The 16,597-nt window shown below is 76.0% G+C and carries 11 protein-coding genes; 6 read left to right on the top strand and 5 right to left on the bottom strand.

Translation table 11 applies throughout. The annotated features are described in order from the left end of the window. Nucleotides 1-169: 169 nt before the first annotated feature. Nucleotides 170-1,057, top strand: coding sequence for an SDR family oxidoreductase (locus tag AB0H53_RS11410; protein ID WP_362110021.1), 888 nt, complete (start codon nucleotides 170-172; stop codon nucleotides 1,055-1,057). Beyond that, nucleotides 1,054-2,292 carry an aromatic acid exporter family protein gene (locus AB0H53_RS11405; RefSeq protein ID WP_362110019.1) on the top strand — a complete coding sequence of 413 codons (1,239 nt, stop codon included), beginning with the start codon at nucleotides 1,054-1,056 and terminating at the stop codon, nucleotides 2,290-2,292. The genes AB0H53_RS11410 and AB0H53_RS11405 overlap by 4 nt, the downstream gene beginning before the upstream one ends. Nucleotides 2,293-2,422: 130 nt before the next feature. Here AB0H53_RS11405 and AB0H53_RS11400 read toward each other — a convergent pair whose 3' ends face one another. After that, nucleotides 2,423-3,472, bottom strand: coding sequence for a YihY/virulence factor BrkB family protein (locus AB0H53_RS11400; protein ID WP_362110017.1), 1,050 nt, complete (start codon nucleotides 3,470-3,472; stop codon nucleotides 2,423-2,425). Nucleotides 3,473-3,581: 109 nt separating this feature from the next. Here AB0H53_RS11400 and AB0H53_RS11395 point away from each other — a divergent pair, with 109 nt between their 5' ends. Beyond that, on the top strand, nucleotides 3,582-4,973 hold the full coding sequence (locus tag AB0H53_RS11395; protein ID WP_362110015.1) for an NADP-dependent succinic semialdehyde dehydrogenase: 1,392 nt from the start codon (nucleotides 3,582-3,584) through the stop codon (nucleotides 4,971-4,973). A gap of 21 nt (nucleotides 4,974-4,994) precedes the next feature. On the opposite strand, the gene AB0H53_RS11390 is transcribed toward AB0H53_RS11395, so the two are convergent. After that, nucleotides 4,995-5,987 (bottom strand): glutathione S-transferase C-terminal domain-containing protein, encoded by a 993-nt coding sequence (locus tag AB0H53_RS11390; protein WP_362110013.1) that lies wholly within the window; start codon nucleotides 5,985-5,987, stop codon nucleotides 4,995-4,997. 395 nt (nucleotides 5,988-6,382) lie between these two features. Between AB0H53_RS11390 and AB0H53_RS11385 the strand changes: the two genes are divergently transcribed. Beyond that, the gene (locus AB0H53_RS11385) at nucleotides 6,383-7,042 is read left to right on the top strand and encodes an LAETG motif-containing sortase-dependent surface protein (RefSeq protein ID WP_362110011.1); all 660 of its coding nucleotides are present in this window, start codon (nucleotides 6,383-6,385) and stop codon (nucleotides 7,040-7,042) included. A gap of 92 nt (nucleotides 7,043-7,134) precedes the next feature. On the opposite strand, the gene AB0H53_RS11380 is transcribed toward AB0H53_RS11385, so the two are convergent. The 3 genes from AB0H53_RS11380 to AB0H53_RS11370 form a co-directional block, all read right to left on the bottom strand. Further along, on the bottom strand, nucleotides 7,135-8,238 hold the full coding sequence (locus tag AB0H53_RS11380) for a PHP domain-containing protein (protein WP_362110009.1): 1,104 nt from the start codon (nucleotides 8,236-8,238) through the stop codon (nucleotides 7,135-7,137). Further along, complete coding sequence (locus AB0H53_RS11375; RefSeq protein ID WP_362110007.1) at nucleotides 8,238-10,334, bottom strand: SpoIIE family protein phosphatase; 2,097 nt, start codon at nucleotides 10,332-10,334, stop codon at nucleotides 8,238-8,240. The genes AB0H53_RS11380 and AB0H53_RS11375 overlap by 1 nt, the downstream gene beginning before the upstream one ends. Before the next feature lie 104 nt (nucleotides 10,335-10,438). Then, complete coding sequence (locus AB0H53_RS11370; RefSeq protein WP_362110005.1) at nucleotides 10,439-11,881, bottom strand: hypothetical protein; 1,443 nt, start codon at nucleotides 11,879-11,881, stop codon at nucleotides 10,439-10,441. Nucleotides 11,882-12,250: 369 nt separating this feature from the next. On the opposite strand from AB0H53_RS11370, the gene AB0H53_RS11365 reads away from it, so the two are divergent. Both AB0H53_RS11365 and AB0H53_RS11360 read left to right on the top strand, forming a co-directional pair. Next, nucleotides 12,251-13,090, top strand: coding sequence for a class I SAM-dependent methyltransferase (locus tag AB0H53_RS11365; RefSeq protein ID WP_362110003.1), 840 nt, complete (start codon nucleotides 12,251-12,253; stop codon nucleotides 13,088-13,090). Beyond that, complete coding sequence (locus AB0H53_RS11360; RefSeq protein ID WP_362110001.1) at nucleotides 13,087-16,569, top strand: BTAD domain-containing putative transcriptional regulator; 3,483 nt, start codon at nucleotides 13,087-13,089, stop codon at nucleotides 16,567-16,569. The genes AB0H53_RS11365 and AB0H53_RS11360 overlap by 4 nt, the downstream gene beginning before the upstream one ends. The last annotated feature ends 28 nt before the right edge of the window (nucleotides 16,570-16,597 follow it).

Raw genomic sequence — 16,597 nt, 5'->3', positions numbered from 1 at the left:
CCATGTGCCGGGCGGCAGCGCGGGGGCCGTCCGGCCGGCGCGCCGCCGGTGGCGCGTTCCCTCCCGTTGTGTGCCGAATGGTTTGGACCCCGGCTCCCGGGAACGCGAACAGCCGGACCGCCGCCGATCAGGACCGCGCCGGTCCGCGACCAAGGAATCAGGAGGCACCATGACCGACGACCGCGAACCCCAGGACCCCACCACCGGCCACCCGCGGCCCGACTTCCCCGACCAGGAGCAGCGCCACCCGGGCTGGACCGGCCCCATGGACCCGCCACCGGACCACGGTGAGGACTCCTATACGGGCAGCGGGCTGCTGGAGGGCCGCGCGGCCGTGGTCACCGGCGGCGACTCCGGCATCGGCAGGGCGGTGTGCCTGGCCTACGCGCGCGAGGGCGCCGACGTGCTGTTCACCCACCTCCCGGAGGAGGAGGACGAGGCCCGCGAGACGGCCCGGCTGGTGGAGGAGGCCGGGCGCAAGGCGGTCCCCGTGGTCTGCGACATCCGGGACGAGGAGCAGTGCCGCGCCCTGATCGAGCGGGCCACCGGCGAGTTCGGGCGGATCGACATCCTGGTGAACAACGCCGCCTTCCAGATGGCGCAGCCCGACGGCATCGAGGCCATCACCACCGAGCAGTTCGACCGGGTGATGAAGACCAACCTGTACGGGATGTTCTGGCTCACCAAGATGGCCCTGCCGCACATCCCCCGGGGCGGCAGCGTCATCAACTCCACCTCGGTGCAGGCCTACAAGCCCAGCCCGCCGCTGCTCGACTACGCCATGACCAAGGGGGCCATCGTCACCTTCACCCAGGGGCTGGCCCAGATGGTCGCCGAGCGCGGCATCCGCGTCAACGCCGTCGCCCCCGGCCCGGTGTGGACGCCGCTGATCCCCGCGACCATGCCCGACACCGCCGAGTTCGGCAAGCAGTCGCCGCTGGGCCGCCCGGCCCAGCCCGCCGAGATGGCACCGGCGTACGTCTTCCTCGCCTCGCAGCGCGCGAGCTACATCACCGCGGAGATCGTGAACGCCACCGGTGGCACCCCGCTTCCGTGAGCGGGCGGACCGGCCGGGGAACCCTCTGGTCCTGGACCACCTGGGAGGCGGCCGCGGTCGGGCGCTCGGTACGCCGGGCGCTGACCGGCCCGGGGCCCGAACGGGACATGGCCGTCCAGTCGCTGAAGGCCGCGGGCGCCGCCATCCTCGCCTGGGCGGTGGCCGGCTGGTGGTGGCAGGCGCCGCTCGCGCTGATGGCGCCCTGGACGGCCGTCGCCCTGGTGCAGAGCACCGTCTACCGCTCGGTGCGGGCCGGCCTCCAGCAGGTGGTACTGATCTTCGCCGGCACGGTGCTGGCCGCCGGAGCCGTCCAGCTCACCGGCGACACCATGGCGGCCATGGCGATCGTCCTGCCGCTGACCGCCCTGCTGGGCAACTACTCGCGCTTCGGCGACCAGGGCGTCTACGCGTCCACCACCGCGCTGTTCGTCCTGGTCTACGGCTCGTACTCCGGCTTCGACATCGTGCACCGGCTGCTGGAGACCCTGCTCGGCGCGGCCATCGGCATCGGCGTCAACGCCCTGGTCCTCCCGCCGGTCCACCTGCGCCACGCCCGTGAGTCGCTGCACCGGGTCCCCCGGGACGGCGCCGAACTGCTGCGGGCCATGGCCGAGGGCATCGAGCGGGGCCACGGACAGCGCGACGCCCAGGAGTGGCACAGCCGGGCCAGGCGGTTCGCCTCCTACCTCGGTGACCTGCGCAACGCCCGGACCTGGGCCAGGGAGAGCCACCGGTTCAACCCCGCCGGCCGGATCCGGCGCCGCGGCGAACCCGGGCTGCCCCCTGCCGAGTGGGACGCCGCCTGGGAACGCGTCGCCGACCACCTGACCGCGCTGACCGCCCTGCTCGCCGGAGCGGCGGGAGACGAGCCCAGGCTCAGGCCGCCCCCGGACAGCGTCCTGCGGGACGTACCGGCGCTGCTGCGTCCCCTGGCGGACGTCTGCGAGGCGGACTGCGCCGCGCTGGGCGCCCGGGCGGGGACCGGTGCCGGAGCAGGACGCGACGCCGACCGGCCCGGCGGTGACCGCGGCGCGCAGCAGGACGGGGGTCCCGACCGGGACGAGGCCATGGCCCGGGCCTGGGAGGCGCACGCCCGGCTCAAGGCCCGGCTGGCCGACGCCGAGGCCGGCGACCACGAGACGGCCACCTCCGTCGGCGGCCTGGCGGCCGAGACGCAGCAACTGCTGTACGTCCTCCAGGACGCCCGCCCCGCCCCCACCACCCCGGAGAGCTGAGCGCCGGCCGCCACCGTCCCGGACGGTGGCGGCCGGTCGCGCTGCGCCCCGGGAGGCCGGCGGCGCCCGCTCGCCGGGCCCGGCCCGGGCGGGCCCGGCCCTGCGACACGGCAGGCGCGTCCCGGCACCGCTACGGCTCCCGGCCGTCCTCGCGCGCCTCGTGCGCTTCGCGCTCCTCGCGCGGCCAGGTGCGGGTGTCGCGGGGCTCCACGTACGGCTCCTGGGTCTCCGGCATACCACCGCTGATCGCGCGCTGCCGCGCCAACTCCGCGTCCAGCTCCAGGCCCAGCAGGATCGCCAGGTTCGACAGCCACAGCCAGATCAGGAACGTGATGACACCGGCCAGGGTGCCGTAGGTCTTGTTGTAGGACCCGAAGTTGGCCACGTACAGGGCGAACCCGCCCGACGCGAGCAGCCACAGCAGCACCGCCAGCAGGCTGCCCGGGGTCAGCCAGCGGAGGCTCTGGCCATGGACGTTGGGCGCCCGCCAGAACAGCAGGCCGATCATCACCACGACCAGGACGACCAGCACCGGCCACTTGGCGATGCTCCACGCCGTGACCGCCGCGTCACCCAGACCGATCGCCTGGCCCGCCCGCCGGGCCAGCGGCCCGGTGAACACCACGATCACCGCGCTCATCGCGAGCAACAGCATGAGGACCAGCGTCAGTCCGACCCGCAGCGGCGTCACCTTCCACACCGGACGCCCCTCCGGCAGGTCGTACACGGCGTTCGCGGTACGGATGAAGGCGCCCACGTAGCCGGAGGCGGACCAGACGGCCGCGACCAGGGAGACGATCGCGATCAGGCCGCTGGTGCCGGAGCTGTCCTGGAGCTGGCGCACCGCGTCGCCGAGGATGTCCCGTACCGGACCGGGAGTCAGCCGCTGGAGGTTGTCCAGCACGGCCCGGGTCGCCGACTCCCCGACCACGCCGAGCACGGACACCATCACCAGCAGGGCCGGGAAGGTGGACAGCACGCCGTAGTACGTCAGGGCCGCGGCCCGGTCGGGGAGCTCGTCGTCCATGAACTCCCGGCCGGTGCGCCGCAGGACCGCCGCCCACGAGCCGGCGGGCAGGTCCGTCGGCGCCTCGGGCGTGCTCCGCCGCTCCGGCGGGTCGCCGCCGGCCGTCCGCCCCCGGGCCGGAGCCGTGCCGTCGCCCTTGTCGATGTTTGCCATGCGCGTACGGGTTACCCGGCAGGCGCGCCCCAAGCCGCCGCCGGCCGCCCGCGTTGCGGCGCCGCCCGGGGCGCGGCAGGGTCGACAGAGCGACTGCGAGGAGGACCCCATGCCCATCGCGACGGTGAACCCGGCGACCGGCGAGACACTGAAGACCTTCGACCCGCTGGAGCCCGCCGAGGTGGAACGGCGGCTGGCCGCCGCCGGGACGGCCTTCCGGGAACACCGCACCACACCGTTCGCCGAACGGGCCCGCCTGCTGCGGCGCGCCGCGGACCTGCTGGAGGAGGATCGGGACGACATCGCCCGCACCATGACCACCGAGATGGGCAAGCCGCTCGCGGCGGCCCGCGCCGAGGCGGCCAAGTGCGTCAAGGCGATGCGCTGGTACGCCGACAACGCCGAACGGCTGCTCGCCGACGAGCACCCCGACGCCGACCAGGTCCGGGACTCCGGCGCCGTCACCGCCCGGATCCACTACCGGCCGCTCGGCCCGGTGCTGGCCGTGATGCCCTGGAACTTCCCCCTCTGGCAGGTCGTGCGGTTCGCCGCGCCCGCGCTGATGGCCGGCAACGTGGGACTGCTCAAGCACGCCTCGAACGTCCCGCAGACCGCGCTGTACCTGGAGGACCTGTTCCGCCGGGCGGGCTACCCCGAAGGCTGTTTCCAGACCCTGCTGGTCGGCTCGGCCGCCGTCGAGGGCATCCTGCGCGACCCGCGGGTGGCCGCGGCCACCCTCACCGGCAGTGAACCGGCCGGGCGCTCGGTCGCCTCCGTCGCCGGCGACGAGGTCAAGAAGACCGTCCTGGAGCTCGGTGGCAGCGACCCGTACGTGGTGATGCCGTCGGCCGACGTCGGGCGGGCCGCCGAGGTGGCGGTCACCGCCCGGGTGCAGAACAACGGCCAGTCCTGCATCGCCGCCAAACGGTTCATCGTCCACGCCGACGTGTACGACGCGTTCACGGAACGCTTCACGGCCGGCATGGCGGCGCTCACCGTCGGCGACCCGATGGACGAGTCCACCGACGTCGGGCCGCTCGCCAGCGAGCGGGGGCGCGACGAACTGGCGGAGCTGGTGGACGACGCCGTCGGCGCGGGCGCGACCGTACGGTGCGGCGGCGGCCGGCCCGAGGGGCTGGAGCGCGGCTGGTACTACCGGCCGACCGTGCTGAGCGACGTCACCCCCGGCATGCGGATCCACCGCGAGGAGACCTTCGGCCCGGTGGCGGTGGTCTACCGGGTGGGGAGCCTCGACGAGGCGGTCGACCTGGCCAACGACACGCCTTTCGGACTCAGCTCCAACGTCTGGACGCGCGACGAGGAGGACGTACGCCGCTTCGTCCGCGACCTCCAGGCGGGCGGCGTCTTCGTCAACGGCATGACCGCCTCCCACCCGGCGCTGCCGTTCGGCGGCGTCAAGCGCTCCGGGTACGGGCGGGAGCTGTCCGGCCACGGCATCAAGGAGTTCTGCAACGCCACCACGGTCTGGCAGGCCGGCTGACGCCCCGGCGCCGTGCCGCCCTCACCCCTCCTGGAGCGGCCGCGCCACCTCGCCGGCGGGCGGAGGGGGTGGCGGCGTGCCGTCACCGAACGGACGGCCGCCCAGCTCCTCCCGGTGGTGCGGGGTGAGCCAGCCGCGCGGGTCGGGGCCCCGGGGCACGATCCGGGTCGGATTGATGTCCTCGTGGACCTGGTAGTAGTGCCGCTTGATGTGATCGAAGTCGACGGTGTCGCCGAAGCCGGGTGTCTGGAAGAGGTCACGCGCGTAGGCCCACAGCACCCGGTCCTCGGTCAGCTTGTTGCGGTTGCACTTGAAGTGGCCGTGGTAGACCGCGTCGAACCGGACCAGGGTGGTGAACAGCCGGACGTCCGCCTCGGTGATGGTGTCGCCGACCAGGTAGCGGCGGGTGGACAGGTGCTCCGACACCTGGTCGAGGCGGGCGAACAGCCGCCCGTACGCCGCGTCGTAGGACTCCTGGCGTTCGGCGAAGCCGGCCCGGTACACCCCGTTGTTGATGTCGCGGTAGACGCTTTCCATCCGCTCGTCGATCTCGTCGCGCAGTGCCTCGGGGTAGAGGTCCGGCGCTCCGTCGCGGTGCAGGGCGCGCCACTCGGTGGCCAGGTCCAGTGTGATGCGGTGGTAGTCGTTGGTGACCAGCCGCCCGCTCGGTACGTCCACCACCGCCGGGACGCTCACGCCCCCCGCGTGGTCCCGCTCCCGGGCCCGGTACGCCTCGGACAGGTACCGGATCCCGAGCACCGGGTCCCGGCCGTCCGGGTCCAGCGTGAACCGCCAGCCGCCCTCGTCCTGGACGGGGTCGGCGACCGCGAGGGACAGCGCGTCCTCCAGGCCCAGCAGCCGCCGCACGACCAGGGACCGGCTCGCCCACGGGCAGGCCCGGCTGACGACCAGCCGGTAGCGCCCGGCCTCGACCGGCCAGCCGTCCCGGCCGTCGGCGGTGATCCGGTCCGTGAAGTGGCCAGGGGAGCGGGTGAAGCCGGCGGAGTAGTTCACGGGAGCCCTTTCTCGCGGCACGGCGCGCGGACCGCGCCGAGACTGCGGGTACCCGTACCCGCCCACCGCCACCGGCGTACCACCTCGACCGCGCGCACCACCGGAACCGGGCAGCGCGGGGGCACCGGCCGTGTGTCCCGCCGGGCGTCGCGTGGGCAGCGCGAGGCCGCTGCCAGGGCCTGGGCGGAACGCGCCGCCCCTCGTCGAGCCCCGCGTGGCGGGGCGCCGTCCCCGACGCCCCGGCCCGCGGCGCCAACCCGGTTGCCCCGGCCGCCGGTTGCGGCGGTGGGGGCCGGGTGCGGATGCCACCAGGAGGAGCAGTACTGTGCGCGATACGCCGCGACCGGCGGCGTACGACAGTACCGGCACCCGTCTCCGTACGGAGGACCCCCCTGATGACCCTGACCGCCAGACCGAGGCGGAGCGCCGCGGCGCTCGCGACCGCCGCGCTCCTCGGCATCACCGGCGTGGCGCTCTCGGCCACCGCCGCCGAGGCACACACGCCCGCCTGGTCCGTGACCTGCTCCCAGGTCCAGGTCGACCTGACGGACTACTCACCGACCGCCCCCAACGAGGTGACCGTCACCGTCGACGGCAAGGACCTGCTGCCGACGGAGAAGTTCGGCCGCGAGTTCCACAAGGAGCTGGCGCTGCCCGAGCACGACAAGGAGCTGACCGTCCGACTGGTCGTCAAGGCCGGCGACGGCGACGGCTTCTCGCGCGACGAGACCAAGACCGCCCCCGTGTGCGACGGCACCAGGCCGACCCCGACGCCCACGCCCAGCACCACCTCGCCGTCGCCCACGCCGAGCACCGCCTCGCCCACGCCCACGCCGAGCACCACGCCCAGCGAGACCGCACCCGCCCCGGCGCCCCCGACGACGCCGTCCGCGGTGCCCTCCGCCCCGCAGTCGGCCGCGCCCAGCCCCGCCGGGCCCGACCTCGCCGAGACGGGCTCGTCCAGCTCCACGCCGCTCATCGGTGGCGCGGCCGTGGCCGTGCTGGTGGCCGGTGGCGTCATCCTGTGGGCCGTCCGCAGGCGTCGCGCCGCCTAGGACGCGTCCGCGCGACGACCCGTCACCCGCCCCCGGGCGGACCGGGCGCCACTCGCGCCCGGGCCCGGCCGGACACGGCAGACCGGAGACGGTCAGGCCGGGAACGGCGGGCCGGGAACGGTCCGGTCCGGCCGCGCCGCCCGGCCCCGCCGCGCCGGTTCGCCGGCCGGCGCCTGACGCGTGCGGGTCCAGGTGAGCAGTTGTCCGGCCGACCAGGTGTTGATCACCCGGTCGGCCGGTACGCCGCACTCCTCGGCCCGAGCGCATCCCAGGATCTGCCAGTCCAGCTGGCCCGGCGCGTGCGCGTCGGTGTCGACGGCGAAGAACACCCCGGTCGCCACCGCCCGCCGCAACAGCCGGCGGGGTGGATCGAGCCGCTCCGGACGGCAGTTGATCTCCACGGCCGTACCGGAGTCGGCGCACGCGGCGAAGACGCGTTCCGCGTCGAACTCCGACTCCGGCCGGCCCCGCCCCGACAGCAGCCGCCCGGTGCAGTGCCCCAGTACGTCCATCAGCGGGTTCGCCACGGCCCTCAGCAGCCGCCGGGTCATGGCGGGGCCGTCCATCCGCAGCTTGGAGTGGACCGACCCCACCACCAGGTCCAGCCGGTCAAGCAGCTCCGGCTCCTGGTCGAGCGAACCGTCCAGCAGGATGTCGCACTCGATCCCGGTCAGCAGCCGGAACGGCGCCCACTCCTCGTTGAGCCGGGCCACCACGTCCAGTTGCTCGCGCAGCCGCTCGGCCGACAGGCCGCGCGCGACCGTCAGCCGGGGCGAGTGGTCGGTGAGCACCGCCCACTCGTGCCCCAGGGCCGCCGCCGCCCGGCCCATGACGTCGATCGGGCTGCCCCCGTCCGACCAGTCGGAGTGCAGGTGGCAGTCGCCCCGCAGCGCCGCCCGCAGGGCCGCGCCCGGCGCGTCCGCGTTCCGCGCGAGCGCCTCGCCGGCCTCGCTCGTCAGCCGCCGCAGATACGCCGGTTCCTCACCGGCCAGGGCCTCGCGCACGACCTGCGCGGTCTTCGGGCCGACGCCCTTGAGGTCCTCCAGGGTGCCGGCCGCCACCCGCCGGGCCACCTCGTCCTCGCCCAGGGCCGCCAGGGCCGCCGACGCCGTACGGAAGGCGCGCACCCGGTAGGTCGGTGCCTGCGCCCGCTCCAGCAGGAAGGCGATCTCGTCCAGCGCCTCTACGGGGTCCATCACGACCCACCCGGTCCGTGGCCCGGCGCCGCGCCGCCCTGCCTGGACGACGGCGACGGTCCGATCTCGCACCACACGGCCTTGCCCTCGCCGCGCGGCTCCACCCCCCAGCGCAGGGCCAGCGCGTCCAGGAGCAACAGCCCGCGGCCCGATGTGGCGGCCTCGCCCGGGGTACGGCGCCGGGGCCACGCGCTGGACCGGTCCTGCACCGACAGCCGCACCCGGCGGGTCGGCTCCGGCAGCACCTCCAGGGTCAGCACCGCGCCGCCCTCGGTGTGCAGCAGCACGTTGCCCAGCAGCTCGCCGGTGATCAGCTCGGCGTCGTCCGCGAACGTCCCCATCTCCCAGTCGCGCAGCGCCCGCCGCACCACCGCCCGCGCTTCGGACAGCCCCTGCGGATCGGCCTGGTGGATGTACTGGTGGATGCGCGGCGCGCGCGGCGTACCGGGGTCCGGGCTGCGCCGCAGCACCAGCAGGGCCACGTCGTCACCCGCCCCCCACCGCTCCCAGAACCGCTCCGAGAGGTGGTCGGCCAGCGCCTGCGCCTCGGGCGGCCCGCCGCTCACCGCCTCCGCCAGCGCGGCGATCCCGTCCTCGATGTCGGCGCCCGGCTCCTCGACCAGCCCGTCGGTGCACATCACCAGCGTCTCGCCCGGCACCAGGTCGAGCCGGGTCTCGGGGAACTCCTCGTCCTCGAAGAACGACGCCACGCCCAGCGGCAGCCCGCCGCGCAGCTTGGGCAGCCCCACCCGGCCGTCCGTGTGCCGGATCAGCGGCCCCAGATGCCCGGCGCGCACCGCCCGCACCGTGCCCGTGTCCAGGTCGACCTGGGCGTAGGTGCAGGTCGCGAACCGCTCGGTGTCCAGTTCGGCGAGGAACCGCGACGCCCGGGCCAGCACGGTCGAGGGGGCGTGCCCCTCCCCGGCGTAGGCGCGCAGGGCGATCCGCAGCTGACCCATGATCGCGGCGGCGTGCGTGTCGTGGCCCTGCACGTCGCCGACGACGACGCCCACCCGGCTCTTGGGCAGCGGGATCACGTCGTACCAGTCGCCGCCGACCTGCCGGCCGCTCCAGGCCGAGTGGTACCGCACGGCGATCTCCCCGCCCTCGACGGCGGGGATGCGGCGGGGCAGCATCGCGGCCTGCAGCCCGGTGGCGAGCTCCCGCTCCTCGTCGAACAGGATGGCCCGCTGGAGGGACTGGGCCACGATGGCCGCCAGGCCCAGCGCGAGGTTGCGCTCGTCCGCGGTGAAGGCGGTGGGCGCCCGGTAGAACAGCGCCATCCCGCCCAGCATCCGGGCCTGGGCCACCAGCGGCAGGTAGGCGGCCGCCCGGAACCTCAGGCGCTCGGCGTACGGGGCGAGCGCGGGGTAGTCCTGGACCAGGTCGGGGAAGGAACTGCTGAACAGCGGACGCCCGCTGAGCACCGTGTCGGCCAGCGGCATCCCGCGGTCCAGCCGCCGCACCCGCAACCTCTCCAGCACGTCCAGGGAATCGCCGCTGAGGGCGATGATGTTCAGCGAGCCGTTCTCCACCAGACCCAGCGCCAGGCCGTCCGCGCCCAGCCGGGCCAGCCCGCCCGGGCCGGTCAGCGCGGCCGTCACGTCGTCCACGGTCACCGCGCGGGACAGCGCCCGCGTGGTGCGCTCCACGATGTCGGTCTGCCGCTGTCTGCGCTTCTCCAGTTCCATGACGAACGCGGAGTGGGTCATCTCGGAGGTGGCGTCCCGGACGATCCCCACGATCCGGTGGGCCCGGCCGTCCCCGTCGCGCAGGATGCGCGCCTGGACATGCGTCCACTGCGCGGAGCCGTCCTCCAGGGGGAGGCGCAAGTGGGCGGCGTAGGAGGAGTGGCCCCCGGTGAGCGCCTCCTGGATCACGCCGTCCAGCCGGGCACGCTCGGCGGCGTCCAGCCGGTGCACCAGCGTGTCGGGCCGGGAGTCGAACGCTTCGGGCGCCAGGCCGAACACGAGCAGCCCCGCCTCGTCGACGTCGATGGTCCCGGCGTCGAGATCCCAGTCGAAGCTGCCCGTCCGATTCATGGCGAGCCGCTCGGTGGGCCCGATCTCGCCGCTGTGTGCCCAGTTGTCCGTCATCTCCCTCATTGTCGAGCCGGGCACGGGGGAACGCCAAGGTGTCGTGAGGGTGAGGCCACGCGGCCCCTGTCGCACCACCCGCCCCGTCGCCCGCTCCACCGGGCTCACCGGGGCCCGGCCGGGCCCGGGGGGACTGCCGCGGGGGACAGGTGGGCCCGCAGGCCGGTGCGGTGGCCCAGATCCGGCAGCGGACGGACGCGCCAGCGGCGCGCGTACGCGGGAACGCCGCCCAGGTCGGAGACGAGTACCGCGACCGGCCGGCGCAGCCCCGTCGCGGTGAGCGCCCCGGGCGTGATGCTGCCGTCGTGCCCGGACGGCTGGCGCGAGGCGCAGCCCGCGCGGTACGCCACCCGGATCGCGTCCTCGCCGCTGACCACGCACGGCGGACGGACGCCCTGGGCCCGCAGCGCGGCGGCGACCCGGCCGAGGTCCACGGTGTCACGGCGCACCCGGTCCGCCACCGACTCCAGTACCCGGTACTGCACCGCCAGGTGCCCGGCGACGGCGACCGCGAGCAGCGCCACGGTCCCGCGCCGCCACCCGGACGGCCGGTCCCGGCAACCCCGCACCACCCGCACCAGGGCGTACGCCACCGGCAGGGCCAGCAGGGCGTAGGAGGGCAGCAGGAAGCGCGGCGCCGCGTAGCCGACCGTGAACAGGTACGGCACGGCCGACGCCGCGCCGGCCACGGCCGCCAGGGCCACCGGCGCCCGGTGGCGGGTGCGGGCCGCCAGCCACACGCCGCCCGCCACGAGCAGGGGCAGGGCGAGGAACCACCCGGCCGACACGGGATGGTGCCAGGGCACGTCACAGGGGCGGCACAGCGTGCGCCCGCCCAGCGCCCGCACATGGTCGTCGGCGGAGAAGTACCAGCCCAGGCCCCCCTGGATCTCGCCGGCCCGGCGCAGCCGCGCCACCGGGCCGCCGTAGCGCGCGTACGCCTCCACGACCCACGGGGCGCATCCCGCGGCCAGTCCCGCGGCGAGCGCCGCCACCACCGGCGGACCCCGGCGGCGTACCGGCCGGGCCAGCGGCACCGCCGCCGCCAGCGGCAGGGCCAGCCACACCGCGTCGGCCGGACGCATCAGCGCGGCCAGTGCCACCCCCGCCCCCAGACCGGGCAGTGCCCACCGGTCGCCGCGGTCCCGCACCGCGCGCAGGAAGCAGCCGACGGCGACCAGCCCCCCATAGGCCACCCACAGGTTGGGCATCGCCTGCGGACCGTAGAACAGCGTCACCCACAGGCTCGCGAACAGCGCGCCGGCCACGGCCGGTACCGGCGCGGGCAGCAGCCGCCGCCACACCCACAGGGCCACGAACAGCCCGCAGCCGGACAGCAGGGCCAGATGGACGCGCAGCGCCGCCACCGAGTCGGTCAGTCCGGCCACCGGCGCCGCCAGGAGGGTGATGCCCCGGGCCCGGGGCGCGCTGAAGAACGCCGCCGGCGCCCGCGTGCCGACCTGACTGACGTACACCGTCTCGTCCCAGCCGAGCCCGAGACCCGGTACGACCAGTACCAGCTGCGCGAACGCGAAAGCGGCGGCCACCGCCGCCGGCCCCCGCGGCACGCGGGCCGCGCCCCGGTCCGCAGGGCCACGCCCACCCGCGGCCGTGGCGCGCGGCCCGCCCCTGGCGCCGGGGGTGGCGCCGGTGAGCACCCGTGATGCGCGCATGTCCCGCCTCGCTCGCCGCCTCGCCGGCCGGTACGCGGGGCCCACGGCGCGGCCCCGGCCCGGATCCCCTCCACGCTGCGGTGATCCGTGGCCGGCCCACCACACCGGGACGGCACTTGGCGCAGCGGTGCGCCCGGAACGAGTGAGCCGGTGCCTTCCGGGACCGGCGCCGGGATGCGGCCGACCGGCCGGCCGTGGTTAGCATCCGCCCGGGGGCCGCCCACGGATGGCACGGAGGCCGTCATGGACAAGACACCAGGTTCGCGCCTGTCGAGGAACCGCGCACGACTCGGCTACAAGGTGGGCTACGCCCTGAGCCACCCGCACCGGGTGCTTCCCTACCTGCGGCGGGCCGGCCGCGACAGCCTGCTGCGGCTGCGGCACCGCGGCAGCCACGTCGCGTACTACCGGGCCGTGATGGCGTCCGACACCGCCCGCAGCCCGCTGGCGGCGGTCGGCGGCGGGCCGTCCCCCGAGCGCTGGCTGGCCATCGGCCAGTTGCAGTACGACTACCTGGTGGGACACGGGCTGACCCCCCAGGACCGGCTGCTGGAGATCGGGTGCGGCAACCTGCGCGCCGGCTGGCGGTTCATCGACTACCTGGAGCCCGGCCACTACTACGGGATCGACATCTCGCCCGACATCCTCATCGAGGCCAAGAAGACCCTGGTCCACTACGGACTGCAGGCCAAGCTGCCCCACCTCACCCCGGTCGACGACCTGACGCTGGACTTCCTGCCCGACCGGTGGTTCACGGTGGTGCACGCGCACAGCGTGTTCTCGCACTCGCCGCTGGAGGTCATCGACGAATGCCTCGCCCACGTCGGACGGGTGCTGGCACCCGGCGGGTTCTTCGACTTCACCTTCGACCGTACGGAGGGGCCCGAGCACCACGTCCTGGGCGAGGACTTCTACTACCGCACCCGGACACTGGTCCGCCTGGCCGCCGAACACGGTCTGGACGCCCGCTTCATGGACGACTGGGAACAGCTGCCGCACGGCCAGTCCAAGCTCCGGCTCACCCACCCGGTCCCCGAACCCGGTGACCGGCCGGCCGGGCCCGGCACGACAATGGCCGGGTGACATACGGCTACCGCGTACTCGGTGACACCCGGGTGCTCCGCCCGGACGGCACCCTGGTGCCGCTCGCGGGGCCTCGGCTGCGGGCGCTGCTCACCGCCCTGGCGGCGGCCGGGGGGCGGGCCGTCCCGGCCGGTGACCTGGCCGCCCAGGTGTGGCCGCCCGGCGCCGCCGGTGGCCGTGCCGGTGCGCCGGCCGACGGGCCGGCGGCACTCCAGGCCCTGGTCGGGCGGCTGCGCCGGGCCCTGGGCCGGGAAGCGGTCGTCTCCGTCCCCGGTGGTTACCGGCTGGCCGCCCGGCGCGAGGACATCGACCTGTTCCGGTTCGAGCGGCTCGCCGCCGACGGTGTGGCCGCGCTCGGCGGAGGCGACCCGCGGGGCGCGGCCCGGCTGCTGGACCAGGCGCTGGCCCTGTGGCAGGGGCCCGTGCTCGCCGACCTGCCGGACCGGGACGAGGACCCACTGGTGGTGCGGACGGAGCGGCGGCACACCGGGGCACGCCGCGCCCGCCTCGCCGCCGAGGTGGCGCTGGGCCGCCCGGAGCGCGCCCTGGACGGCCTCGCGGAGCTGACCGCCGAGCGGCCCCTCGACGAACCCGCCGCGGCTCTGCGCATCCGGGCGCTGCGCGCGGCCGGCCGCCCGGCCGAGGCCCTGGCGGCGTACGGGGAGGTCCGGGCCCGCCTCGCCGACCTCCTCGGCACCGAACCGGGCCCCGAACTGCGGTCCCTGCACGCCGAGCTGCTCGCCGGCGCCCCGGGTGACGCGGTCGGCGCGGACGCGGGACGGCCCGCGCGCGGCACCGGGGGAGCCCTGGCCCGCGTCCCGGGAGACGGGCGCGGCTTCGGCGCCGCCGCCGCGACCGGCCAGCCGCACGGCGCCGGGCACGGCCGGCCGGACCCCGCGCACGACGCGGCGAACCGCGCCGCGCACACCACCGCGCCGCACCACCCCCGGGCCGCAACCGCCGTACCCGCCGGGCACCCTTCGACCGCGCCCGGCAGCCTCCGCGCCCGGCTCACCTCCTTCGTCGGCCGCGACGCGGAACTGGCGCGGCTCGTCGCGGAGCTGGGCCGGCGCCGCCTGGTCACCCTGCTCGGCCCGGGCGGCGTCGGCAAGACCCGTCTGGCGCTGGAGGCGGCGGACACGGCCGGCGGGGCGTGGCCCGACGGCGTGCGGGTCGCCGAACTGGCCCCGGTACGGGACGAGGACGGTGTCCCCGGGGCCGTACTGACCGCTCTCGGCGCGCGTGAACCGCTGCGGTGGACCGCCGGGGCACCGGCCCGCGATCCGCTCGGCGTCCTGGTGGAGCACTGCGCCCGCAGGCGGCTGCTGCTCGTCCTGGACAACTGCGAGCACGTCGCCGGCGCCGCCGCGGCCCTCGCCGAGACGGTGCTGACCGCCTGCCCCGGCATCACCGTGCTCGCCACCGGCCGCGAACCCCTCGGGGTGCCGGGCGAGACCGTGCACCCGGTCGAACCGCTCGGCCACGACGCGGCGCTGCGGCTGCTCGCCGAGCGAGGAGCCATGGTACGGCCCGGTTTCGAGGTGTCCGGCGATCCGGACGCCTGCGCCGAGATATGCCGCCGTCTCGACGGCCTGCCGCTCGGCATCGAACTGGCCGCGGCCCGCCTGCGTGCCCTCAGCCCCCGCCGGATCGCCGACCGGCTGGACGACCGGTTCCGCCTGCTGACCGGCGGCAGCCGTACCGCGCTGCCCCGGCAGCGGACGCTGCGCGCGGTCGTGGACTGGTCGTGGGAGCTGCTCGACGACACCGAACGGGCTGTGCTGCGGCGGCTGTCGGTCTTCTCCGGCGGGTGGGCGCTGCCTCAGGCGGAAGCGGTCTGCGCCGAGCCGGACACGGTGGAACGGCTCGCCTCCCTGGTCGACAAGTCCCTGGTCGTCACCGTCCCCGCGCCCGCCGGCGACCTGCGTTACCGGCTCCTGGAGACCGTCGCCGACTACGCCGCCGAACGGCTGGCCGAGGCGGGGGAGCGGGAGGCCACGGCCCGGCGCCACCTCGCCGCCTACCGGGAGCTGGCACGCACCGGCGAGAGCGAACTGCGCGGCCCGCGCCAGTCGCACCGGCTGACGGAGTTCGAGACCGAGCACGACAACATACGGGCCGCCCTGCGCACCGCCGTCGAACTGGGCGAGGAACCACAGGCGCTGTGCCTGGCCCTGTCCATGAACTGGTTCTGGCAGCTGCGCGGCCACCAGGCGGACGCCCGCGCCTGGTCCGTGGCCGCCGCCGGCCTCGGCCCCGACCCGTTCCTGCCACCGGTGCGCCGCGCCGTGCCGATGACCGGCCGGTGCACCGACACGCCGCCGCCGTGGCCGGAGGAAACCCTGTGGGAGGCCCGGCGCGGCGTACGGCTGATGGCGCTCGCCGCCGACGGCGACCAGGAAGCCGCTCCGGCGGGACCGGGGAACCGGGGCCGGCTGGAGGCCGTCGCCGACGCCTACCGGCCCGGCCTGCCGCAGAACTGCCGCCAGCCGGGCGCCATGTGGTTCTTCGTCCGGCTGATGCTCGGCGAGTTCGGCGGGCTCGACGACACCATGGACGCCTGCGTGGCCTCCGCCCGCGAGCACGGCGACGACGGCGAGCTCGGCCTCGCCCTGCTGATGCGTGCCAGACTGCGGCATGCCGCCGCCCGGGACGCCGGCGAGGCACTGGAGCGTTTCGAGGCGGCGGGCGACCCCTGGGGGGTCGCCGAAGCGCTGTCGGCGCGTGGGGAGGCGTACGAGCGGGAGGGCCGCCACGCCGACGCCGCCCACGACTACGAGCGGGCCGTGGCGGCCGCCGGGCAGACCGGCGCGCGCACCCAGGCCGCCGTCTTCCAGGCGCGGCTGGCCCATGTGCGGCTGCGCACCGCGACCGGCCCCGCCGAGCGCGAGCGCGCCGAACGGCTGCTGCGGGAGGCGGCCGAGGACGCGGCGGAGCACGGCGTGGAGGCGGTCAGCACCGCACGGCTGCTGCTCGCCCAGCACTACGGGGACACCGGGCGCACCGCGCTCGCCCGCCGCCAGCTGGACACCGTCGAGGAGGAGCTGGCCGCCGGTACGCCCGGGATCCTCACCGGCCTGGTCCTCGGCCTGCGCGGCTGGCTGGACTGCCTCGACGGGGACCACGCCGCCGCCCGGTCCCGCGTGGCGGCGGCCCTGCGCCGGCTGAGCCCCCTGGCGTACCTGGTCGCCCCGCACCTGATCCTCAGCCAGTTCCCGGTGGCGGCCTGGGCCATGGGCCGGGCCGGCGGCGGGCTCGACGGCGCGAGGCTGCTGGGGGCGTACGACCGGCACCTGCCCGGCGCCGGGGGAATGGGCTTCCGGCAACTGCCCCACGAGACGGAGGCGGAACTCCGCCGGCACGCGGAGGCGCGGCTGCGGGCCGTCCTGGCCCCCGGTGCCTACGCCCGCGCCCACGCCGAGGGCGGCGGCCTCACGGTGCCGGAGGCCGCCGCCCTGGCGGAACGCCACGGCGGCTGAGGGGGAGGCACGGGCCGAACCGCTCGGG

The sequence above is a fragment of the Streptomyces sp. NPDC050856 genome (assembly GCF_040653855.1).
Taxonomy (GTDB): Bacteria; Actinomycetota; Actinomycetes; order Streptomycetales; family Streptomycetaceae; genus Streptomyces.
Note: the sequence above shows the minus strand (reverse complement) of the source record. Positions and strands in the feature narration are given on the sequence as shown.